The 20,938-nt window shown below is 70.7% G+C and carries 23 protein-coding genes; 12 read left to right on the top strand and 11 right to left on the bottom strand.

Going from position 1 to position 20,938, the window contains the following annotated elements:
- The 3 genes from ACTIMO_RS01385 to ACTIMO_RS01375 all read right to left on the bottom strand — a co-directional run bounded on the left by ACTIMO_RS01385 (position 1) and on the right by ACTIMO_RS01375 (position 2,934).
- On the bottom strand, positions 1-1,041 hold the full coding sequence (locus tag ACTIMO_RS01385; protein WP_448181225.1) for a zinc-binding metallopeptidase family protein: 1,041 nt from the start codon (positions 1,039-1,041) through the stop codon (positions 1-3).
- Between the two features lie 34 nt (positions 1,042-1,075).
- Entirely contained in the window at positions 1,076-1,852 is a 777-nt protein-coding gene (locus ACTIMO_RS01380; RefSeq protein ID WP_448181224.1) for a sulfite exporter TauE/SafE family protein, read from the bottom strand.
- Positions 1,853-2,106: 254 nt separating this feature from the next.
- Entirely contained in the window at positions 2,107-2,934 is an 828-nt protein-coding gene (locus ACTIMO_RS01375) for an aldo/keto reductase (protein ID WP_448181223.1), read from the bottom strand.
- A 138-nt stretch (positions 2,935-3,072) separates the two neighbouring features.
- On the opposite strand from ACTIMO_RS01375, the gene ACTIMO_RS01370 reads away from it, so the two are divergent.
- Positions 3,073-3,999, top strand: a complete 927-nt coding sequence (locus tag ACTIMO_RS01370; RefSeq protein ID WP_448181222.1) for an alpha/beta hydrolase — start codon at positions 3,073-3,075, stop codon at positions 3,997-3,999.
- A 91-nt stretch (positions 4,000-4,090) separates the two neighbouring features.
- Here ACTIMO_RS01370 and ACTIMO_RS01365 read toward each other — a convergent pair whose 3' ends face one another.
- Positions 4,091-4,402: a hypothetical protein gene (locus ACTIMO_RS01365; RefSeq protein ID WP_422390750.1), complete on the bottom strand. Its 312-nt coding sequence runs from the start codon at positions 4,400-4,402 to the stop codon at positions 4,091-4,093.
- A gap of 242 nt (positions 4,403-4,644) precedes the next feature.
- Between ACTIMO_RS01365 and ACTIMO_RS01360 the strand changes: the two genes are divergently transcribed.
- Positions 4,645-5,277 (top strand): GNAT family N-acetyltransferase, encoded by a 633-nt coding sequence (locus ACTIMO_RS01360; RefSeq protein WP_422390749.1) that lies wholly within the window; start codon positions 4,645-4,647, stop codon positions 5,275-5,277.
- Positions 5,278-5,496: 219 nt separating this feature from the next.
- Here ACTIMO_RS01360 and ACTIMO_RS01355 read toward each other — a convergent pair whose 3' ends face one another.
- Both ACTIMO_RS01355 and ACTIMO_RS01350 read right to left on the bottom strand, forming a co-directional pair.
- Positions 5,497-6,498 carry an NADP-dependent oxidoreductase gene (locus ACTIMO_RS01355; RefSeq protein ID WP_448181221.1) on the bottom strand — a complete coding sequence of 334 codons (1,002 nt, stop codon included), beginning with the start codon at positions 6,496-6,498 and terminating at the stop codon, positions 5,497-5,499.
- A 65-nt stretch (positions 6,499-6,563) separates the two neighbouring features.
- Complete coding sequence (locus ACTIMO_RS01350) at positions 6,564-7,304, bottom strand: maleylpyruvate isomerase family mycothiol-dependent enzyme (protein ID WP_055766890.1); 741 nt, start codon at positions 7,302-7,304, stop codon at positions 6,564-6,566.
- Between the two features lie 61 nt (positions 7,305-7,365).
- On the opposite strand from ACTIMO_RS01350, the gene ACTIMO_RS01345 reads away from it, so the two are divergent.
- A complete protein-coding gene (locus ACTIMO_RS01345) occupies positions 7,366-7,908 on the top strand; it encodes an acyl-CoA thioesterase (RefSeq protein WP_055769072.1) in 543 nt (180 codons plus the stop codon).
- Positions 7,909-7,935: 27 nt separating this feature from the next.
- On the opposite strand, the gene ACTIMO_RS01340 is transcribed toward ACTIMO_RS01345, so the two are convergent.
- Entirely contained in the window at positions 7,936-9,264 is a 1,329-nt protein-coding gene (locus ACTIMO_RS01340) for an APC family permease (RefSeq protein WP_055766893.1), read from the bottom strand.
- A gap of 180 nt (positions 9,265-9,444) precedes the next feature.
- On the opposite strand from ACTIMO_RS01340, the gene ACTIMO_RS01335 reads away from it, so the two are divergent.
- From ACTIMO_RS01335 to ACTIMO_RS01320, 4 genes are all read left to right on the top strand, one after another.
- A complete protein-coding gene (locus ACTIMO_RS01335; protein WP_448181220.1) occupies positions 9,445-10,833 on the top strand; it encodes an OFA family MFS transporter in 1,389 nt (462 codons plus the stop codon).
- A 1-nt stretch (position 10,834) separates the two neighbouring features.
- On the top strand, positions 10,835-10,939 hold the full coding sequence (locus ACTIMO_RS01330) for an MFS transporter small subunit (protein ID WP_414826595.1): 105 nt from the start codon (positions 10,835-10,837) through the stop codon (positions 10,937-10,939).
- Between the two features lie 141 nt (positions 10,940-11,080).
- Positions 11,081-12,094: an MBL fold metallo-hydrolase gene (locus ACTIMO_RS01325; protein ID WP_448181219.1), complete on the top strand. Its 1,014-nt coding sequence runs from the start codon at positions 11,081-11,083 to the stop codon at positions 12,092-12,094.
- Between the two features lie 71 nt (positions 12,095-12,165).
- A complete protein-coding gene (locus ACTIMO_RS01320) occupies positions 12,166-12,639 on the top strand; it encodes a MarR family winged helix-turn-helix transcriptional regulator (RefSeq protein WP_055766901.1) in 474 nt (157 codons plus the stop codon).
- A gap of 3 nt (positions 12,640-12,642) precedes the next feature.
- Here the strand turns inward: ACTIMO_RS01320 and ACTIMO_RS01315 are convergent, their stop codons facing one another.
- Positions 12,643-12,870: a hypothetical protein gene (locus ACTIMO_RS01315; RefSeq protein ID WP_448181218.1), complete on the bottom strand. Its 228-nt coding sequence runs from the start codon at positions 12,868-12,870 to the stop codon at positions 12,643-12,645.
- 181 nt (positions 12,871-13,051) lie between these two features.
- On the opposite strand from ACTIMO_RS01315, the gene malQ reads away from it, so the two are divergent.
- Complete coding sequence (malQ, locus tag ACTIMO_RS01310) at positions 13,052-15,211, top strand: 4-alpha-glucanotransferase (RefSeq protein ID WP_422390744.1); 2,160 nt, start codon at positions 13,052-13,054, stop codon at positions 15,209-15,211.
- Between the two features lie 89 nt (positions 15,212-15,300).
- Positions 15,301-16,260 carry an NAD(P)/FAD-dependent oxidoreductase gene (locus tag ACTIMO_RS01305; protein WP_448181217.1) on the top strand — a complete coding sequence of 320 codons (960 nt, stop codon included), beginning with the start codon at positions 15,301-15,303 and terminating at the stop codon, positions 16,258-16,260.
- 62 nt (positions 16,261-16,322) lie between these two features.
- On the opposite strand, the gene ACTIMO_RS01300 is transcribed toward ACTIMO_RS01305, so the two are convergent.
- Positions 16,323-16,763 carry a YtxH domain-containing protein gene (locus ACTIMO_RS01300; RefSeq protein ID WP_422390742.1) on the bottom strand — a complete coding sequence of 147 codons (441 nt, stop codon included), beginning with the start codon at positions 16,761-16,763 and terminating at the stop codon, positions 16,323-16,325.
- A gap of 167 nt (positions 16,764-16,930) precedes the next feature.
- On the opposite strand from ACTIMO_RS01300, the gene ACTIMO_RS01295 reads away from it, so the two are divergent.
- Entirely contained in the window at positions 16,931-18,199 is a 1,269-nt protein-coding gene (locus ACTIMO_RS01295) for a multidrug effflux MFS transporter (protein WP_448181216.1), read from the top strand.
- A 30-nt stretch (positions 18,200-18,229) separates the two neighbouring features.
- Here ACTIMO_RS01295 and ACTIMO_RS01290 read toward each other — a convergent pair whose 3' ends face one another.
- Positions 18,230-18,481 carry a hypothetical protein gene (locus ACTIMO_RS01290; RefSeq protein WP_448181215.1) on the bottom strand — a complete coding sequence of 84 codons (252 nt, stop codon included), beginning with the start codon at positions 18,479-18,481 and terminating at the stop codon, positions 18,230-18,232.
- An 85-nt stretch (positions 18,482-18,566) separates the two neighbouring features.
- On the opposite strand from ACTIMO_RS01290, the gene ACTIMO_RS01285 reads away from it, so the two are divergent.
- Both ACTIMO_RS01285 and ACTIMO_RS01280 read left to right on the top strand, forming a co-directional pair.
- Positions 18,567-18,791 (top strand): hypothetical protein, encoded by a 225-nt coding sequence (locus ACTIMO_RS01285; protein WP_448181214.1) that lies wholly within the window; start codon positions 18,567-18,569, stop codon positions 18,789-18,791.
- Between the two features lie 58 nt (positions 18,792-18,849).
- Positions 18,850-19,647, top strand: a complete 798-nt coding sequence (locus ACTIMO_RS01280) for a DNA-formamidopyrimidine glycosylase family protein (protein ID WP_448181213.1) — start codon at positions 18,850-18,852, stop codon at positions 19,645-19,647.
- Positions 19,648-19,688: 41 nt separating this feature from the next.
- Here ACTIMO_RS01280 and ACTIMO_RS01275 read toward each other — a convergent pair whose 3' ends face one another.
- On the bottom strand, positions 19,689-20,927 hold the full coding sequence (locus ACTIMO_RS01275) for a glycoside hydrolase family 26 protein (protein WP_448181212.1): 1,239 nt from the start codon (positions 20,925-20,927) through the stop codon (positions 19,689-19,691).
- Between the last annotated feature and the right edge of the window lie 11 nt (positions 20,928-20,938).

Here is a 20,938-nt window from a genome sequence, read left to right as displayed (position 1 = left end):
CTAGTGTGCGGCTGACGGTCCTGTGGTGGAGGTCCGCGTCGTCGCAGGGGCACTGCCCGCACGCAGCCGGTGGACGAACTCGAGCTTGGCGATGACCGCCGGCGGCAGCACGAACGGGTAGAGATCGTTCGCGCCCATGCTGCGGTTCACCTGGTTGAGGGCCACCGACAGCGGGATCCAGGTCTCGCGCACCACCTCGCCGAAATCGGCCGTCGTGTCCGGTCCGGGTCCGCCCGCCACGCCGTACTGCAGGGCTGTATCGACGGTGTCACAGATGTGCAGGTAGTGGGCGAAGGTCTCGGCGAAGTCCTCGTACGGGTGCATGGTCGCGTACTGCGAGATGTGGTTCTTCTCCCAGCCCTCCGGCGGGCCCTGGTCGTAGTGCCGCTTCAACGCATCCTGGTAGCTGTCGCGGTCGTCGCCGAAGATGTCGCGCGCACGCTCGGTCATCTCGGGGTCCGAGAACACGAGGGTCCCCTCGACGTAGTGACCGGTCTCGTGCCGGAAGTGCCCGAGCATGGTGCGGTACGGCTCGTCCAGCTTCGCGCGCATCTTCTCCCGGTGGGAATCGACCGTCTCTGCGAGGTCGATGGTGATGAGACCGTTCTGGTGGCCGATCACCACCTTCTCCTCGACACTGGAGAGGAGGTCGAAGGCCAGTCCCCGCTCCGGGTTGCTGATTTTGTCCTCGATCGGCAGGCCGAGGGTGTCGAGTTCGTAGATGAGGTGCCGCTTTGACCGCTCCGCGTCCAGGAACTGCGCCAGCCCGGTGGTGTCGTGGTCGTCCGGGCGGGTGCGCGTGAGGGTGCAGCTGAAGCACTCGTCCCCTTCCTCGCGCACCAGCCAGGTGCAGCCGGACAGCGTCAGGTTGACGCACCGCACGAGGGACTGGCCCGCGCGATCGACATAGCGGCCGTCGTCGTCGAGGGCGGTGATGCTCCGTTCGCCGCGGTGGAAGCCGAGCTGCGTGCCGCAGGCGAGGCAGCGGGAGTTCTCGAAGAACAGGGGGGAGGCGCACACGGCGCAGGTGAAGCGTTGCATGGGGTCCTGGGGGGAGGCGGGGGCGGAAGAACGGTCAGCCGAAGAAGACGAGCCGGATCAGGGCGGCAGTGCCGATGACGAGGATGGTGGCGCGCAGGGCGAGCGGGGAGAGCCGCCGTCCCACCTTCGCTCCGAGGAGGCCGCCGAGCGTGGCGCCGACGGCGATGATGAGGACGACGGCCCAGTCGATCGAATCCCAGGCGAACAGCATGAAGGTGATGGCGGCGACCGCGTTGACCGCCGTCGTGAGCACGTTCTTGATCGCGTTGATGCGCTGCAGGCTCTCGATGGTGACCATGCTCATCAGGCCGACGATCAGGATGCCCTGCGCCGCTCCGAAGTAGCCGCCGTAGACGCCCAGGACGGCGATGCCGGCGAGCAGGAGCAGCGAACGACGCCGGGAGGGGCGGGTGTCCGGCGCGGCCTCGCCGGCCTTCGCCGCCGCGGCCCGCTGCACGCGTGGCGCCAGGGCGACCATGGCGAGTCCGGCGATGATGAGGATCGGGACGATCGCCTGGAAGGCCTCGGGCGGAAGGACCAGCAACAGGAGGGCGCCGCCCAGTCCGCCCAGCACAGACAGCGGGAGCAACCGCAGGAGCAACCCCCTGTTGGCGCTGATCTCGCGTCGGTACCCCCAGGACCCCGACAGGCCTCCCCCGACGAGCCCGATGTTGTTCGAGATGTTCGCGACGATCGGCGGGTAGCCGAAGAGCAGGAGGGTGGGGAAGGTCACCAGGGTGCCCGAACCGACCACGACGTTGATCATGCCCGCCCAGAAACCGGCGACAAGGATCACGGCGATCTCGAGCACGCGCCCACCATCCTCCCGGCATCGGTCCATGGGTTCCGGTCGGGCCCGGCGTCGGCCGCGGTGCGCCGGTCAGGGCGCTCGGGCTGCCGGGCAGGGAAGCACCTCGACAAGGATATGCCGAGGTGGCGGGCCGCCGTGACGCCCGTGTGCCTCGGGCATCCTCGCGGTCGGGGCTCCCGAGGATGCAGGTGGACTGGTTCCCGTCCGAGAGGGTCGCCGTGCTCCGTGCCGTCCACCGTGGCCGGTGACGCCGATCAGTGGCCGAACTCGTCCGAATCGACGATCTCCACCTCCTGGCTCTCCAGGAGGTAGAGGCTCGCCACTTCCTCGCCCGAGAGCTCGACGTCGAAGACGTCGAGGTTCTGCGCGAGGCGCTCGGGATGCGAGGACTTCGGGATGGCGACGAGGCCCTGCTGCACGTGCCAGCGCAGCACCACCTGGGCGGGAGTCATGCCATGGGCCTCCGCGATGGCCCGGACCGCCGGCTCGTCGAGCAGTCCGCTGCCCTGCCCGAGCGGGCTCCAGGACTCCGTCACGATGCCGTGCTCGTCGTGGAAGGCGCGGTCCACGATCCGCGGACGCTGCGGGTCGAGCTGGATCTGGTTGACGTCGGGCACGATCCCGGCATCGATGACGTCCTGCAGGTGTGACGGCTTGTAGTTGGAGGTGCCGATCGCCCGGACCAGGCCCTCGTCCATGAGTGCGGCGATGCCCTGGACGGCCTCGACGTGGCGGCCCTGCCCAGGGTTCGGCCAGTGGACGAGCAGGAGGTCCACGTAATCGACGCCGAGCAGGTCCGCGCTCGTCTCGAAGGCCCGACGGACGCCGTCGACGCTGTGGTGCTCGCGGTTGAATTTCGTCGTGATGAACAGCTCCTCGCGGGGGACCCCCGAGCGGCGGACACCCTCACCCACGCCCTTCTCGTTGCGATAGTTCTCGGCGGTGTCGATCAGCCGGTATCCCGCGCTGATCGCCCGCTCGACGGTCGTGGCCGCCTCGTCGTCCTTCAGGGGCCACGTGCCGAGGCCGAGGAGGGGCAGGCGTGCGCCGCTGCGCAGCTGGACGGTGGGAGCGAGTGCCATGGGATCTCCTGATCGGGGGTGGGGGGCAGGTCAACCCTGTCCCGGGGGCGAGCACGCCGTCAACCGTGCCGCGGCAGTATCTCCATGATGGAGATATCATGGGTGGATCGATGGCGCGCAGCGCCGGAAAGGGGCCCCATGCCCTCGCGCATCCCCGCCGTCTGCACCGCCGTCGCCCTGATCCTGACCCCGGCGTGGCTCATCGCCACGAATCCTGCCGTCCCGCGGTCGCATCCGCTCCTGCCGTCACTCCTGGCCGTCGCCCTGCTCTCGGGACTCCTCGTCGCGGCGCTGCTGCTCCGGTCCCGGCGGCGGGACGTGCGGGTCGGTCGGCGCAGGGCGGTTCTCCAGGGCCTCGCGGCCCTCCTGGTGATCGGCGTGATGGCGGCCCTGGCGTGGCTCGCACCGTTCCCGTTCCGCGATGATGCCGGACGGCTCGGGGAAGGGGTGGCGCTGGTGGACGTGGGCCTCGTGGAGGACGCGACGTCGATCACCCTCGTGTCGACCGGGGACGCACCGGAGGTCGTGACGCGTGGTCTGGTGTTCTACCCGGGGGCACGGGTCGAGGCCCTCGCCTACGTCCCGCTGCTCGCGGAGGTGGCGAGGGAGGGGACGCTCGTCGTCGTGCTCAAGGAACCACTCGGCATCTCGCTGGTCGATTCCGCACAGGCGGGTCCGGTGATGGAGGCGCACCCCGAGGTGGTGACCTGGGCCGTGGATGGACACTCGCTCGGAGGCGTCTCGGCCTCGATCTTCGCAGCCGGCGACGCGGACGTCAGTGGCCTGCTGCTGTGGGCCTCCTACCCCCTCGACGATCTCTCGGGGAGCGGCCTCGAGGTGCTGTCCGTCAGCGGGTCCGAGGACGGCCTGACCACGCGTGCCGACATCACCGCGTCACGGGAACTGCTGCCCACCGGCGCCCGCTTCACCGAGGTTCCCGGGGGTGTCCACGCCTTCTTCGGCGACTACGGGCAGCAACCCGGCGACGGCGCCGCGACGGCCGGGAGGGACACCGTGCAGTCGGACATCATCGAGGCGACGAAAGCGTTCATGGGTTCGTTGTGAGGGTCTGCCGTGACCGGACGCACCCCACCCCCTGCTGCGCCCCGGGATCCTCGACCGGGACCGGGACCGGGACCGGGACCGGGACCGGGGATCAGGCGATCATCCTCCGCGTGGCGACACCCGACCCGAGGGCCGGCGACACCCGGCGGGTACTGCACGTCTCGCTGTAGGTCGCGCGCGGGGACCGGACGGCGAGGCCTGCCGCGGTCAGGTCGTCGAGCAGTTCGTTGACGGCCTGCGCAAGACAGTCCCGCTCCTCGCGGGGCAGCGGGGCGAGGCCGTGGAGGTAGGCGTCGATCTCGAGGCGGTCGAAGGAGCCACCGGAGTTCACGTAGTGCCGGTGGACCTCGTCGAGCGTCAGCAGTGACGTCGTCATGGCCGAGTGGGCGGTCTCGAACTGCACGGCGGGCTCCTTCGGCCATGACTGCACGGGTGCGGCGGGACCCGTCTGCTCCGGTCACCGTAGCGCCCCGCGCTTCAAGCCCTCCCGTGTGAGACCTCAAGATTGGTTCAAGGGCGACCGGCCGGCCCCGGCGGCGCGGTCGAAAGTAGTAAGGGTACTTAATTTCACATCGGGAAAGAATCGGCCTATAGTCTCAGCAGGGCCTAGCAGCGGGCCATCGAACCACCATCGTGGAGCTGACCATGGAAACTTCCCCGTTCGTCGAATACCGTCCGCAGTCGATGCAACCAACCGAGCAGGATCAGTTCGGGTGGGGTGCGGCACCGGCGATCACGACCGTCCCGTCCGCCCGGGCCGATGACGCGGACTTCCCGGACGACCTGACCGTCGTGTCGACCCGCCAGCTGCGGGTTCTCTGCAACCAGACGTACCGCCTCCTGGACCGGGACTTCCCTCCGATGGACGCCCTGCACCAGTACGAGGTGCTGGTCGAGGAGATCGAGCGGCGAGAGGTCCAGGCCGAGTCACGCGCAGAGCCCGCGCGCACCCGCAGCGGGTTCCGCGACAACTCCCTGTTCTCCCGCTTCGAGCTCTTCAGCGACGGCACCATGGTGGGTCACGTGAAGTACGAGATGAAGGGGTCGCACGCGGTGCTCATCCAGGCCGTCGTCGATCCGCGTTTCGACGCCGTGGACGTGGAGCCCGCACTCATCCGGCAGGTGTTCCTGAGCGCTCACCGGCGACGCATCGCCGTCGTGCCCTATTGCCCCCGCGTGCGCGAGTTCCTCGTGGAGTTCCCCCAGTACAGGCTGCTCCTTCCGGCCGATCAGCGCCGGCGGCTCGAAGCGTCGCTGCGCTCCCGCGGCGAGGACTAGGGCAGGCAGGACGACGCGGGGACCACGTACAGGTTGCGTTTCCGGAGGAGGCTGCGCAGGTGCGGCCGGAGCAGTCAGCGCTCCGCCACCGGCCCGACGGCGCCGAAGGGCGCCGAGACGGGGCGATCCTCTCGACCATGGTCGTCGAGCCGTCCTCCGACGGGAGCTCGTGCACGTGCCCGAAGGCTCGCGATGGCGGGCCCGCTGCGGGATCGTGGCTCAGACGCGGACGAGCATCTTTCCCGTGTTGGCGCCGCTCATCATGGCGAGGAACGCCTCGGCGGCGTTCTCGATGCCGTCCACCACCGTCTCGTCGAAGACCACACTGCCGTCCGCCAGCCAGCCCGTCATCTTCTCCGCGAACTCCGGCTGCAGGTCCTGGTGCCGGCCGACGATGAAGCCCTCGAGCTTCAGTGAGCGCGTCACGAGGTTGGCCATGTTGTCCGGCCCCGGCGAGCGCTCGGTGCTGTTGTACTGGGAGATGGCGCCGCACAGGGCCGCGCGGCCGCCGGTCGTGAGGCGATCGAGTGCCGCCTCGAGGTGGTCCCCGCCGACGTTGTCGAAGTAGACGTCGATGCCGTCGGGCGTGAGCGCGAGCAGCTGCTCCCGCACCGGGGCGTCCTTGTAGTTGAAGGCGTCGTCGTAGCCGTACCTGTCCGTGAGCAGCGCGACCTTCTCCGCCGACCCCGCCGAGCCGATGACGCGGGAGGCGCCGAGCTTGCGGGCCACCTGCCCGGCGATGGATCCGACGGCGCCTGCGGCACCCGAGATGAACACGACGTCGCCTTCCCTCAGCCCTGCGACGCGCTTGAGTCCGGCGTAGGCCGTGAGTCCCGTCATGCCGGCCGCACCCAGGAACACGGAGAGGGGCAGGCCGGTCTCGGGCAGCGGCGAGAACTGCGTGGCCGGAGCCTGGGCGACATCCCGCCAGCCGAGCCCGTGAAGCACGCCGGTCCCGACCGGAAGGGTGTCGGACCTCGACTCGACGACACGTCCCACGGCTCCGCCGCTCATCGTCTCGCCGAGGCCGAACGGCGGGACATAGGACTTCGCATCGTTCATGCGGCCACGCATATAGGGGTCGACGGAGACGAAGTCGTTCCGGACGCGCACCTCCCCGGGAGCCAGGTGGGGAAGTTCGACCGATGCGGTCGAGAAGTTCTCCGGGCCGGGAGTGCCGACGGGGCGGGAGGCGAGCTGGATCTGGGTGCTGACGGTCATGACTGGTCCTTCGGATCGGCGATGTCTCTACCTGCTTGAACAGTTATCCGGAGGATTTATTCCACTTAGAGGGCGCGAGCCAGCCGGGCCCGGAGCTCTCCTGCCGCCGGCTTCGCCTCCAGTGCCGATCCTGCCGTGCGGCCCCACAGCCACAGGAGCATCCCCTCGGCGTCGGCCCTGACCGCTTCCTGCCCGTCGGCCGCGGCATCCCGATCCACCACGGCCCGCGCGGGGGCGAGGTGCACGTCCCAGGAGTGCCCGCCTGACTCGAGCCGCACCGTCGAGCCGGACGCCGTCGGGTCGGGACGGCCACGCCCCAGCATCACGGTGAGTACCTCGTCGATCCCGTCCATCGCCAGGTCCACGTCCATGGGCGTGGTGTCGGCTCCTGCGGCCTCCTCGAGGTCGAAGCGGTGGATGGCCGTCTCGTGCGTCAGGCGCCGGATCCAGAACCCCACGGTCTGGTCCTCCGCTACCCATGTCTCGGCTCGATCGCCGGCCTCGTGTCCGTCGAACTGTTCGACGAGCCGGTCGTAGCAGTGGGCGAGCAGGGCTGCCGGAGGGAGGCTGCCCACGCTCACCGGAGGCCAGCCGTGACTCGGCCGTTCACCCGTCCGGATGGTCTCGGCCTTGTGCAGGAAGACGATCGCGGTATGCCTCGCGAGGTCCTCGCCGGTCCAGCCCGGGCATGCCGGGACCGGCCGATCCAGGGTGGTGTGGACGAGGTCGGCGAGCATGCGGTACTCGCGGTCCAGCAGCTCCCGATACCGGCCGAAGGACAGGGCATGGGGAGAAGGGGGCGTCATCAACCGAGTCTAGGCTCGCCGCCGGAGCAGGGCTATGTTACCGACGAGTAATATGACCGGCATGCACCTGATCCTCCGCACGCTTCTGCTGCTGGTGATGTCCCGCCGGCGATCGCCCCTCGGGATCTGGCAGCCCGGCACCATCGGGCTCCGGGTCCTTCCCACGGACATCGACATCGCGATGCACATGAACAACGGCATGTACTTCTCCGTGTTCGATCTGGGGAGGTTCGACCTCATGGTGCGCAGCGGGGTCTGGCGCCGGATGCGCCGGCGCGGCTGGACTCCTGTCGCGGCGGGCGAGACCATCAGTTTCCGCAAGTCGCTGCAGCTGGGCCAGCGGTACACGATCGAGACGAGGATCATCGGCCTGGACGAGCGCGCCATCTACTTCGAGCAGCGCGCGGTGGCCGACGGCGAGATCTACGCGCGGGCCGTCATCGCCACGCGCCTCGTCTCGCCGGCCGGACCGGTGCCGAACGAGGAGATCATCGCGGCGTTCGGTGCGCCGCCGGTGGAGCTCGTGCTGCCCGAGTGGATCCATGCCTGGCGCCTCAGCAACGCCCTGCCGAGCACCCGGAAGCCCGCACCGCACGCGTGGTGACAGGACGGCGTCGTGCCCCGGCCAGCCCTACGATCCGGTGCGGGCCCCGGTGCGCCCGCGCACGAGCTTCTGGACCGCGTACAGGGCGAGCCCCACCGCGAGGAGGACGGCGGTGCGGAGCCAGATCTCCCCGGTCTGCTGCGTGAGGAGCAGGACGCAGGACGCGATGGCCAGGTACGGGAAGATCGCCGGGATGCGGAAGTGCTGGTGCTCCACCCGGTCCTTCCGGAGCACGATCACGGCGATGTTCGTGCTGAGGAAGACGAAGAGCAGCAGGAGGACGACGGTCGAGGCGAGGGACTCGAGTCCGCCGGTGAGGCTCAGGGCCATGGCGACGAGGGTCGTGGCCACGATGGCGACCCAGGGTGTGCGGCGACGGGGGAGGACCCGGCTGAAGACGGAGGGGAAGAGGCCCTGCTCCGCCATCCCGTACGTGAGGCGGCTGGACATGATCATGGTCAGCAGCGCGCCGTTCGCGACGGCGATCAGGGCCACGAGGCTGAACAGCCAGGTCGGGATGCCCGCGCCGGTCGCGGCGACGACGTCGAGCAGGGGTGAACTCGATCCGGCGAGCTCCTCCGGGGCGAGTGCTGCCGAGGAGGCGAGTCCGATCAGGAGATAGACGACACCGGCCGTGAGCAGGGCGCCGAAGATGGCCTTCGGATAGACGCGGCTGACATCCCGCACCTCCTCGGCGACGTTCGCGGACACCTCGAACCCCACGAAGGAGTAGTAGGCGATCAGCGACGCCGCGAGGACGGCGGACGCCGCGCTGACTCCGGGCGGGAAGTCGTTGACCCGCGAGAGGTCGCCGTTGCCTCCGGCGAGGAAGATGCCGACCACGACGATGACCAGGACGAGCCCGGAGACCTCGATCACGGTCATCACGACGTTGCTGCGGACCGATTCCTTGATGCCGCGCATGTTCAGCAGTGCCAGCAGGACGAGGAACACGAGGGCCGCGGGAACGGCGGGCACGTCGATGAAGGTGGTGAGGTACCCGCCGGCGAAGGCCTGCGCCAGGCCCGCCGCGCTGGTCACGCCGGCCGCCAGCATGCAGAACCCCACCAGGAACGAGATGAACGGCTTCCTGAAGGCACGCTCGGCGAAGACCGCGGCCCCGCCCGCCTTCGGATACTTCGTCACCAGTTCCGCATAGGAGCCGGCGGTCAGCAGGGCGAGCGCGAGCGCCACCATGAGGGGCATCCAGATGGCACCGCCCACTTCCGCGGAGATCACCCCCACCAGCGCGTACACCCCGGCGCCGAGGACGTCGCCGAGGATGAACAGGTACAGCAGGGGGCCCGAGATACCGCGCTTGAGCCGGGTATCGGTGGTCTGTTCCGTGATGGCCATGAGCGCCAGTGTAGGGGAAGTGCTAAGGGTGCTGGGTATCTTTCGGTGGAGGGCGCCGCTCGGCGCGCCAGACCTACCGCCGGTCGTCGCGCATTCGCCAGTTCGGTGTGACGCACAGCATAATTGCCTTCATCAACGATGGCCGGGGGGCGGCCACTCATTCTGACAGAGAGGTTATCGATGAGTTGGCTCGACCGCGACCACACCATCGCGCCACCGGGATTCAACCGATGGCTCATTCCACCGGCGGCTCTCGCCGTCCACCTGTGCATCGGCCAGGCCTATGCGACGAGCGTCTACAAGACCGCTCTGGTCAACCACTTCGACGCGACCCTGACGCAGATCGGCATCATCTTCTCGATCGCGATCGTGATGCTCGGCCTGTCCGCCGCCGTCCTCGGTACCTGGGTGGACCGCAACGGCCCCCGCAAGGCCATGTTCACCTCGGCGCTGTTCTGGACCTCCGGCTTCCTCGTCGGAGCGCTCGGCATCTTCACGAACCAGTTGTGGCTCGTCTACATCGGCTACGGCGTGATCGGGGGCATCGGCCTCGGCATCGGGTACATCTCACCGGTCTCCACCCTGATCAAGTGGTTCCCCGACCGGCCGGGACTCGCCACCGGCATGGCCATCATGGGCTTCGGCGGCGGCGCGCTCATCGCGAGCCCGCTCTCCACGCAGCTGCTGCGCATGTACGACCCGAACTCCGGTGCCGAGGGCTGGGTCGCCAGCGGTGACGCCGTCGGCAAGCTCTTCCTGACCCTCGCCGTCGTCTACCTCGTCTACATGATGTTCGGAGCCTTCACCATCAAGGTGCCGGCGGACGGCTGGAAGCCCGACGGCTTCGACCCCTCCCAGCTCAAGTCCAAGCCACTCGTCACCACGGACAACGTCTCCGCGGCCAACGCCATCAAGACGCGCCAGTTCTGGCTCGTCTGGATCGTGCTGTTCTGCAACGTGACGGCCGGTATCGGCATCCTCGAGCAGGCGTCGCCGATGATCCAGGACTTCTTCCGCGCGGCGGACGGCACGACGGCGGTCACCGTCGCCGTCGCCGGCGGATTCGTGGGCCTGCTCTCGATCGGCAACATGGGTGGCCGCTTCGTGTGGTCGTCGACGTCCGACATCATCGGCCGCAAGCGCATCTACATGGTGTACCTCGGCGTGGGCGCCGTCCTCTACCTGGTGCTGGCGCTCGCGGGCAGCTCGACCACGCTCCTCTTCGTGGCCCTCGCCTTCGTCATCATCTCCTTCTACGGCGGCGGGTTCGCCACGGTCCCGGCCTACCTCCGCGACCTGTTCGGCACCTATCAGGTCGGCGCCATCCACGGCCGCCTGCTGACGGCATGGTCCGCCGCGGGCATCGCCGGACCGCTGATCGTCAACGCGTTCCTCGATGCCCAGGGCACGCCGGGTGAGCTCACCGCCGGCGCCTACCAGCCGGCGCTGCTCACCATGGTGGGGCTGCTGATCATCGGCTTCATCGCCAACCTGCTCATCAAGCCCGTCGACCCCCGCTTCCACGAGCCGGTCAAGGGTTCACAGCGCGAATCTGTAAGGGAGGCCTGACATGACCGGAGCACGCATCGCCGTCGTCTGGGCGCTCGTCGGACTGCCGCTCGCCTACGGGATCTTCCAGACCCTGACGCGCGTCGCCGCCCTCTTCGGCGGCTGACGCCGACCACGCGGACGCCCGCCCTGAACGCCGACGGCAGTGCCGTCGGCGTTCATCGGCGGGCGTTCCGGCGTGGGCACGACGACGGTGGCACCCGCACTGCACCGCCCTGCTCGCCGAGCAGGGCATCCGGAAGGAACCATGCGAAGCACCAGCAGCGCCCAGTCCGATGCCCTCGACCGCGGGGAGCTCCCGCAGCTCGACCGGGTGCGCGACGACGTCTGGGCTCTCGCCCAGCCCATGCCCGGCGGGCACCTCGCGTACTCCTTCACCTACCTGCTGACCGCGGGCGACGGCGGTATCCACGTCGTCGATCCCGGGTGGGACTCCGACGGGAACTGGGAGCGCCTGCTCGCCGCGCTCGCCGTCGTCGCGCCCGGTTCGACCGGCGCCGGAGCGGTCTCGGGCATCACGGGTACCCACCTCCACCCCGACCACGTGGGTATGGCGGCGCGGCTGCGGCGAGCGTCCGGCGCCCCGCTGGGGATGCACGCGGACGAGCGTGCGGCCCTGGAGCAGCACAGCACGCGGCTGCTGGACCTCGACGCGGCCCTCGGACGGCTCGGGGGATGGGGTGTGCCCGAGGAGCGGCGGACCGAGCTGGCGCAGTACGTGGACCGGTCTCCGGAGGGCCTCGTCCTCGCCGTCGACCACGAGCTGCACGGCGGCGACCGGCTGCCCGTCGCGGGATTCGGCCTCGTCGTGATGCCCACCCCCGGTCACACGGCCGGGCACGTCTGCCTGCGTGACGACGCCCGCCGGCTGGTGTTCACGGGCGACCACGTGCTGCCGACGGTGTTCCCCGGGCTGGGGCTCGGCGGGCCGACGGCGACGAACCCGCTGGCCGACTACGTCGCGTCCGTCGGGGCGCTGGCGCCGTGGAGCGACTACGAGGCGCTGCCGGGCCACGGTTTCCGCTTCACCGGGCTCGGGGAGCGGGCGGCGGCGTGCGCCGGGCACCAGCTGGCCCGGGCTCGGCAGGTCGCCGCGATCCTCGGTGAGGAGGGGCCGGAGCCCACGGTGTGGGAGCTCGCGTCGCGCCTCGCCTGGACCGCCGGCTGGGACGGGCTGCACGGCTTCCAGCTCCTCTCGGCCCTCAACCAGACGGAGATGCACCGCGGTTTCGTCCGTGGCGGCGGCCTGATCGGTACGTGAGACGTCGGACACAGTCGGACTTATCCGGCGAAACCCGTCCTGCTTGCTCCGGGCATCTATACGATGCGTCCATGGAGACAGCGATGGGGCACGACGACGTGGAGTTCGAACGTGCCATCGAGGTGCTCGAGGAGCAGACCAGCGTGCTGTGGAGGCGGGAGCGCACCACCTCCCATGCCCTGGCGAAGAACGTGCACCCGGCGATGGAGCCCGCAGCCTACGGAATCCTGACGCTCCTGCAGCGCGAGGGGTCCCTGCGTGCCACGGACATAGCCCAGAGCATCGGCGTCGGGAAGCCCTCGGTGAGCCGCCAGCTCGGGGCCCTCGAAGGGCTGGGCCTCGTGACCCGCCGCCTCGACCCGCTGGACGCCCGCTCGCAGCGGGTCCTCCTGACGCCACTCGGCGAGCAGCAGCTCGCGGCCGCTCAGAGCGGACGCCGCACGGCGTTCACCGCCCTCATGCGGAGCTGGGATCCGGAGGACGTGGAGGTCCTGGGCTCGCTCATCGCCCGCCTCAACCTGACCTACACGAAGGACACCTGGTAAGGGTCAGCCCTCGGTCCACCCCTCACCCTCGCGGAAGGAGCCGGTCCGCCGGCCGCTCCCGGCCTCCGCCCGGGCGTCCGCGAGGGAATCCGCCGAGATGCGGCTCCGCGCCGGCAGCGCGTCGAGGTGGATGACACGCTCTCCGGTGCCGCCGTCGGGGGTCGGAGCATCCACGGGCACCTCCGCGCCGTCGTGTTCGGCAGGGACGAGGTATTCGAGGAAGTACGCCATGCTCCACGGTCGCACCCGGAGCCGCGGGCTGCTCGACCGGGGTGGCGTGCACGAGCAGCTTGCCCTGGGTCACCCGGCCTGTTATCCGGCAGAGGCCCCGCGCCGGGCGTCCCTCCCGTCACATCCCGTCCGGGACGCCGGGAACATGCGAAGCCTGCTGATCCACGCCTAGATTGGGAGCATGGCCGACACGACACTGCACGAAGACTCCGAACCCACGACCCCGACGCCGCTCGAGCAGCTGGCCGAGGCCCACAGGGTCGGCACCACCTTCAAGGGATGGGACGGCGGATCAGCGCAGGTGTCCGAGGCGACCCTGAAGACCGTGCTGGGGGCCCTCGGCGTGGCTGCCTCGTCGGAGACCGAGATCAGCCGGTCCCTGGCGGAGGTGGACGCCGGCCCGTGGCGTTCCGTGCTGCCCGCCGTCGTCGTCGTACGCAGCAGTGACACCGATCCGCTGCACCTCCACGTGCCCGCCGGGTCCGATGTCGAGTTCTGGGCCGTCGACGAGGACGGCGTCCACTATACGGGGACCGTGGGCGAGGCCACGGTCACGCGCGCCGTCGACGGGCAGGACCTCGAACGGCGCGAGGGCACCCTCCCGCACGCGCTGCCGCTCGGCTGGCACACCGTGCACGCGAGGGTCGACGGCGTCGAGTCCTCCTGCACGCTCGTGGTGACGCCGGACCGGCTGAGCACGACGGCGTCCCTGCTGGACCGCCGCACCTGGGGGATCATGGCGCAGCTCTACTCCGTCCGGTCCGCGGATTCGTGGGGCATCGGAGACCTCGCGGACCTGGCCGGGATAGCCCGCGCGGCAGCGGAGCACGGCGGCGGCTTCGTGCTGGTGAACCCCCTGCACGCGGCCGAGCCGAAGCCCCCCGTCGAGCCGTCGCCCTACCTGCCGACCACCCGGCGCTACTTCCACCCCCTCTACCTCCGGATCGAGGACATCCCGGAGTACGCGAGGCTCGACGACGCCGCCCGCCGGCGCATCGAGGTACTCGCGGCGGGATTCGACGCGGTCAACCGCACCGCGGACCTGCTGGACCGCGACACGACCTATACGGCGAAGCTTGAAGCGCTCGAGCTCGTGTACGCCGTGGAGCGCCCCGAACAGCGCCAGCACGACTTCGATGCCTACCGCGCGCACCAGGGCCAGGGGCTGGCCGACTTCGCGCTGTGGTCCGCCCTCGCGGAGTCGCTGGAGCCCGGAGCGCAGGAATGGGACGACGTCGGACGGCCCGGGTCGGCGGGCGCGGAAGCGTTCGCCGAGCAGCACGCGGATCGCATCGGCTTCCACGCCTGGCTGCAGTGGCTCCTCGACGAGCAGCTGCAGGAGGCGCAGCTCGAGGCGACCGGGGCGGGCATGTCGATCGGCGTGGTGCACGATCTCGCCGTCGGCGTCCACCCGAGCGGGGCCGACGCGTGGGCGTTGCAGGACGTGCTGGCGGCGGGCATCAGCGTGGGTGCCCCGCCGGACATGTTCAACCAGCACGGGCAGGACTGGAGCCAGCCGCCGTGGCACCCCGAGCGCCTCGCCGAAGCCGGGTACGCACCCTTCCGCGACATGCTCCGGAACATCCTGCGGCACGCCGGGGGGATCCGCGTGGACCACATCCTGGGACTCTTCAGGCTGTGGTGGATCCCGCAGGGCCAGGCGCCGGGCGAGGGGGCGTACGTGTACTACGACCACCGGGCGCTGATCGGCATCCTCGCCCTGGAGGCGGAGCGTGCCGGGGCGATCGTGGTCGGCGAGGACCTCGGGGTCTTCGAACCGGGGGTCCAGGAATACCTCGCCGAGCGGGGGATCCTGGGGACCTCGATCCTCTGGTTCGAGCAGGACGACGACGGTCCGCTTCCGCCGGAGTCCTACCGGGAGGGGTGCCTCACCACGGTGACCGTGCACGATCTCCCGCCGACCGCGGGCTACCTCGCGGGCGAGCACGTCAAGCTCCGCGACCGGCTGGGCCTGCTCAGCCGTCCCGTCGAGGAGGAGCAGGCCGAGGACCGCGCGGTGCAGGAGAAGTTCCTCTCCCTGCTGCGATCGCGCGGTCTGCTGGCTGCCGGGGACGTGTCGGTGCAGCAGACCGTCGAGGCACTGCACGCCCTCATCGCGGAGACGCCCTCCGTCCTGCTGGGCGTTGCCCTCGCGGATGCCGTGGGGGAGCAGCGCACCCAGAACCAGCCCGGGACCAATGACGAGTATCCGAACTGGCGCATCCCGCTGGCCGATGCGGAGGGGCGGGCGGTGCTGGTCGAAGACCTTGCCGGCAGCGAGCGGTTCGCGTCGCTGGTGCGCGCCCTCGGTCCCGCCGGTCCGAGCGAGTCGCCTGGCTGACCCGGCGGACGGCGTGGCGTGGCTGACCCGGCGGACGGCAAGGAGTATTTCGTCCTGCCCGGTGGGTGCAGGCGTGATCGGATGAAGGCATGGACAGGCAGGATGCGTACGACGCCGTGATCGTCGGCGGCGGAGTGGCGGGCCTGAGTGCGGCGCTCGTCCTCGGGCGGGCACGACGCCGGGTGGCGGTGATCGACGACGGCTCGCCGCGCAATGCGCCGGCCCGGGCGGCCTTCGGGTTCACCACCAGGGACGGCATCCGTCCCGGCGACCTCGTGGATCTCGCCCGGCAGGACCTCGACCCCTACGGGGTCGCGTTCATCGACGGCAGGGCCGAGGATGCCCAGGCGGACGGGGCGGACTGGATCATCCGGACGGCGGACGGCGCCTCGGTGCGCGGCAGGCACGTCGTCGTCGCCACGGGGCTCCGCGACGAGCTGCCCGGGATCGGCGGGGCGCGGGAGGCCTGGGGGTGCGGCCTGCTGCAGTGCCCGTACTGCCATGGCTGGGAGGTCCGCGACCAGGCGCTGGGAGTGCTCGGGTCCTCCTCCGAATCCGTGCAGCAGGCCCTGCTCGTCCGCCAGTGGTCGGAGGACGTCACCTTCTTCCCGCACGTGCTCGGCGCGTTGTCCGACGATGACGAGCGCCGCCTCCGGTGCCGCGGCATCCGGATCGTCGGAGGGACCGTGCGCGGGCTCGTGCTGCAGGGCGGCGACGACGGCGGACCCCGGGCCGTCCGGGGCGTCGCGCTCGACGGCGGTGCGACCGTCCCGTGCTCCGCGGTCTTCGGCGAACCAGGGTCGGACGCCTTCCTGCCGCTGCTCGAGGCGCTCGGATGCGCCATGCGGGACGACGGCTGCGTGACCACGGACGGGGTCGGACGGACTTCGGTCGAGCGGGTCTGGGCAGTGGGGAACGCCGCCGACCCGGCTGCGCAGCTGCTGCCGGCAGCGGGCGACGCCTATCGCGTCGCGGTGGCCATCAATGCCGTCATGGTGCGGGACGAGGCCGAGGCGTCCCTCGCGTCGGAGGAAGCCGTCCGCGGATAGGGCCCCGGCATGGGACAGGGCCCCGGCTCGACGCCGGGGCCCTGTTCGCCGCCGAGGCCGAGTCAGCTCCTGCCGAGGTCGGGACGGGTGGACTCGTCCTGCTCCTGGAAGGGGGTGTCCTCGACGGTGCGCGGATCACCGCCGCTCGGGCCCGTGGTGCCGCCGGCGCTGCCGGATCCACCACCCATGGCGCTCGCGGTGGGCGGGAGGTCCAGGGGAAGGTCCCCACTCGCGCCGACGTCCTTGCCCGGATCCTGCGGTGCCTCCGCACCGTCAGGACCTCCCGACCCGTCCTTCTTCAGGACTCCCTTGAGGGTGTCCTGGACCTTCGGCGTCGTGCTCTTGAGGGTGTCCGTCGTGGAGCTGACGGTGTCCTGGACCTTCGGACTGTTCCAGAGCTGCTGCGCCTTGCCCTTGATCTGCTCGTAGCTCTCCCGCCCGGCCCGCGTCCCGAGGACGTATCCGGCAGCCATTCCCGCTGCGAAAACGAGTTTGTTCTTCACGCTGTTCTCCTGTCGTCGGTCTGCAGTGCAATCGAATCTAGACCACGGCACCGGTGCGCTGCGAGCAGAGTTTCGCCGGCAGCGGTGCTGTAGACGGCCGGGGTTCCGATGGCGGGGGCCATGCGTGAGAATGGTGTGGAAAGCGCTATCCAACCGAAGGGTCACCAGTGCACTCGGAGCTCGACGTCATCCGTCCCACCACCGATGTGCCGTCGGCGTCCCGGCGTCGGGCCTTGCCCGTCCTGGCGGCACTCGCCATGCTGCAGGTGATCTGGCCGCTCACCATGGATCTCTACCTGCCCTCCTTCCCGGCGATCCGCCGCGACTTCGGCGTGGACGAGGCGGCGGTCCAGCTCACGCTCACCGGCGCCTTCATCGGGATGGGCGTCGGTCAGCTCACGTCCGGGCCGGTGTCCGATGCGATCGGGCGAGCCCGCCCCCTCGCCGTGATGATGGTGCTCTACTGCGTCGCCACGGCATCCTGCGCCCTGGCGCCCAGCCTGGGCTGGCTCATCGCGAGCAGGGCGGTCCAGGGCATGGGCTCCGCGGCGTGCGCCGTCATCGCCCTCGCGATCGTCCGCGACCTCTACAGTGGCAGCCGGCTCCTCGTGTTCCTGGCCCGTCTGTCCATCGTCTCGGGGGTGTTCGTCGTGGCGTCGCCGGCGCTCGGCGCGCAGCTGCTCGGCGTCGTGGGGTGGCGCGGCCTGTTCTGGGCCCTGTTGGCCTACGGGGTGGTCCTGCTCTGCGTGGCCGGTGGGATCCTCCTCCGCAACGAGACCCATACCGAGGAGCGCCGGCGCCTGCGGGAGGGCACGAGGCTGCGGGACGACTACGCTGCGCTGGCCACCGACGGGCGTTTCCGGTCCGTCGCGGTGGCCGGGGGGTTGCTCTTCGCCGCGATGATGGCCTTCATGGCCGGCAGCGCCTTCCTGGTGCAGGAGGTGTTCGGCCTGAGCCCCACGGAGTATGCACTCGTCTTCGCCGCCCAGGGGGCGCTCCTGGTGGTCGGCGCGCAGGTGGGCGCGCTGATCGCGCGCCGGGCCTCGCCCCTGATCACGGTGCGCGTCGGAGCGATCGCCCTGGTGCTGGCGGCCTCGATCCTCGTCCTGAGCGTGGTGCTGCTGCCGGGCCTCGGACTCTGGGGCCTGGTGGGACCGGTCATGGGTTTCACTGCCGCGTTCGGCCTGATCAGTCCGGCCCTGCAGGCCACCGCGCTGGAGCGCCACGGGTCGCGTGCAGGGACGGCAGCCTCGCTGCTCGGCGCCGCGAACATGGTGGGCGCTGCCGTGATCGCTCCGCTGACCGGTGCCTTCGGGCTGACGTCGCCGGTGCCGACGGCGGTCGTGATGCTCTGCTGCGCCGGAGTGGCCTGCCTGGTCCTGATGGTCTCGGTGCGGTCGTCGCGCCCATGGTCGGAGGCAGTCCCGGCGTCCTGAGGAAACCGGTACCTCAGGACACCGGCCTGGTCAGGAGGAGCGGCGGGCCGGCTCGACGACGTCGGGCAGGACGGGCGAGGACTCGGGGCGCCGGTCGCGCCGGTCCAGTTCCTCGGTCAGTTCCTCGTGGCGGATCTCGGTCTCGAGGGAGGGTTCGCCGTCGTGCGCGTACTCGTAGTCGAGTTCGCGGTGGATCTTGCTGTTCAGCGCCTCGACCGTGGGGAGATCGAGCGTGGTGAGGTCTTCCGGGAAGTCCTCGGCGGGCGAGAGTCTTGTGCTCATGGGGGCCTGTTCGGTGGTTCGGAGCGGACACGGGCGACCGGGCCCGCTTCTGGACCACGCATGCCGGGAAGCCCGGCAAAGGTCGATGATATCGGTCGCCCGGCGAGAACGGAAGCCATCCGGCGGGGGATCGACGACGTGTGGACGGGAGCGAGCGGGGAGTCCGCCCGGCGTTCTCGACGCGGACGACGACGCGGACGACGACGCGGACGATGTCGTGGACGACGACGCGGACGACGACGCGGACGACGACGCGGACGACCGGACGGCGGCTGGGCCGCACGCGTGTCGGTGGCGGGCGGTACCGTAGCCCGGATCCATCCGCGCCCACCGCGCACAGCCCCGACGAGCAACGGCAGGGAGGCTCCATGCCCGAGGGAGACAGCGTCTTCCGGCTCGCCGCGAGGCTGCGCAGGTCCCTCGACGGCCGCACGCTCGAGCGCGGCGACCTGCGCGTACCGGCGCATGCCACCGACTCGCTGGACGGCATGCGGCTGATGGAGCACACCACCCACGGCAAGCACCTGCTGACCCGCTTCGACGGCGGCGTGACGCTCCACACCCACCTGCGCATGCAGGGCTCGTGGACGGTGACGGCGCCGGGCAGGTCGCTTCCCCGCGCGCTCCTGCCCGACGCCCGCGTCATCCTGGCGGTGAGGGACGGGCCGACGGCCTACGGCCTGGCCCTGCCCGTCGTCGGCCTCGTGGCCACGCGCGCTGAACACGACGTCGTCGGGCATCTCGGGCCGGACCCGCTCCGTCCGGACTGGTCGGTCGAGGAGGCGGTGCGGAGGTTGCGACGCGACCCGGGCGAGCGGGTGGCGGCAGCCCTGCTCGACCAGCGCAACGTGGCGGGCTTCGGCAACCTGTGGGCCAACGAGCTCTGCTTCCTGCGCGGCGTGCACCCCGACACGGTGATGGCCGACGTCGACGTCCCGGCCCTCGTGGCGTTGGGCGCACGGTGCCTGCGCTTCTCGGCGACCCAGCCCGGCGCCCACCAGGTCACCACCGGCAGGACGCGGAAGGGGGAGCAGCACTGGGTCGCGGGACGAGCCGGGAAGCCGTGCCTGCGCTGCGGCACCACCATCCGTGTGCGGGCGGAGGTGCCCGGTGATCCGGGCCGTCGCCGGACCTGGTGGTGCCCGCGGTGTCAGCCCCTTCGCTGACGCGCGATGTGGGGGCCCGCGCCGTGAAGGAGGAGAGGTCCTCAGCGCCTCGCGTCCAGGGCGGCAGCAAAGGCGTCGACCGACGCCGTGGAGCTGTCGATCCGCCAGTCCGCCTCCTTGGCGATGTGGAACCAGACCAGGCCGACCACGTCCGGCTGCGCGGAGAGGTATCCGAAGAGGTCCGTGATCCAGCGGGCCTTGGAGCCGCCGAGTTCGGAGGAGGACGTCTCGGCGATCACGATGGGCGTGCCGGGTGCGAGGCGCCGGAGCTGCGCGAGGCCGTCCCCGAACAGCGCCGCAGGATCCTGCCAGCCGCTCCAGGACTGCGACGTACCCCAGTTGTAGCCGTCGAGGGCGACGACGTCGGCATAGCCCTGCCCCGGGTACAGGCCGTCCAGCGGGATGGAGCCCCAGTAGGGCACGTTCGGGTTCCAGACCCAGCTGACATTCGTGGCTCCGGTGGACCGGACGACGTCGTGCACGTGGCGGTAGGCGGCCACGTAGTCTCCCGCACCGTTCCCGTTGACGCCCTCGGACCACGGGTACCAGTCGCCGTTCATCTCGTGCCCGAACCGCAGGTAGACGGGTCGGCCCCACTGACCGAGGGCGCTGCCCCACTCACGCAGGTAGGCGTCGAAGTCGCCCGCGGCGATGCGGTCGAGCGAGTAGGCGGGCTGCTCGGTGCCGCCGCCCCAGGTCCACGGCTCCCATGTCAGCAGCGTCTCGGCACCCCGCGCCCTGACGGCCTCCAGCTCCGCGATGGGCGCGGGCTGGTTGAAGTCCTTGTAGGAGAGGACGATCGACGGAGCCTCGCCCGCCAGGGCTGCCACCTCGTCGAGCTCGCCCCCTGCGGCGGGACCGCCACCGGTGCCGACGCCGAAGCGGATGCCCTTGGAGGAGTCGGTCCCGGGCGCCGCCGCGAGGACCGTGTACCCGGTGGAGGCAGCGGCGCTGCCGACCGCTGCGCTGATGGTCACCGTCCCCGAACCGCCGGGCACGATCGACACCTGGAGGGTGCCGGTCGACGTCGTCGTGACCGCGACGCGGCTGGTGCCCGCGACGACGGTCCCCTTCGTGCGCTTGGGGAAGCCAGCACCCGTCACGGTGACGCCTGCGCCGGCTGTCCCGGCGGAGCTGCTCAGCGTGATCGTCGCCGCGGCGCCGGCCGGAGGAGGCGTGAGACCCACCATCAGCACGGCCACCGCAGTGAGGAGCAGCAGGATCCGGGCGGCGGCGGGGAGCGTGCCGGGCGGGAGGGGCTGGGCGGGGACGATGCTCATGCGGGGTACCT

Source organism: Arthrobacter sp. CP30 (genome assembly GCF_053470025.1).
This window is presented reverse-complemented; position numbering and strand designations above follow the sequence as displayed.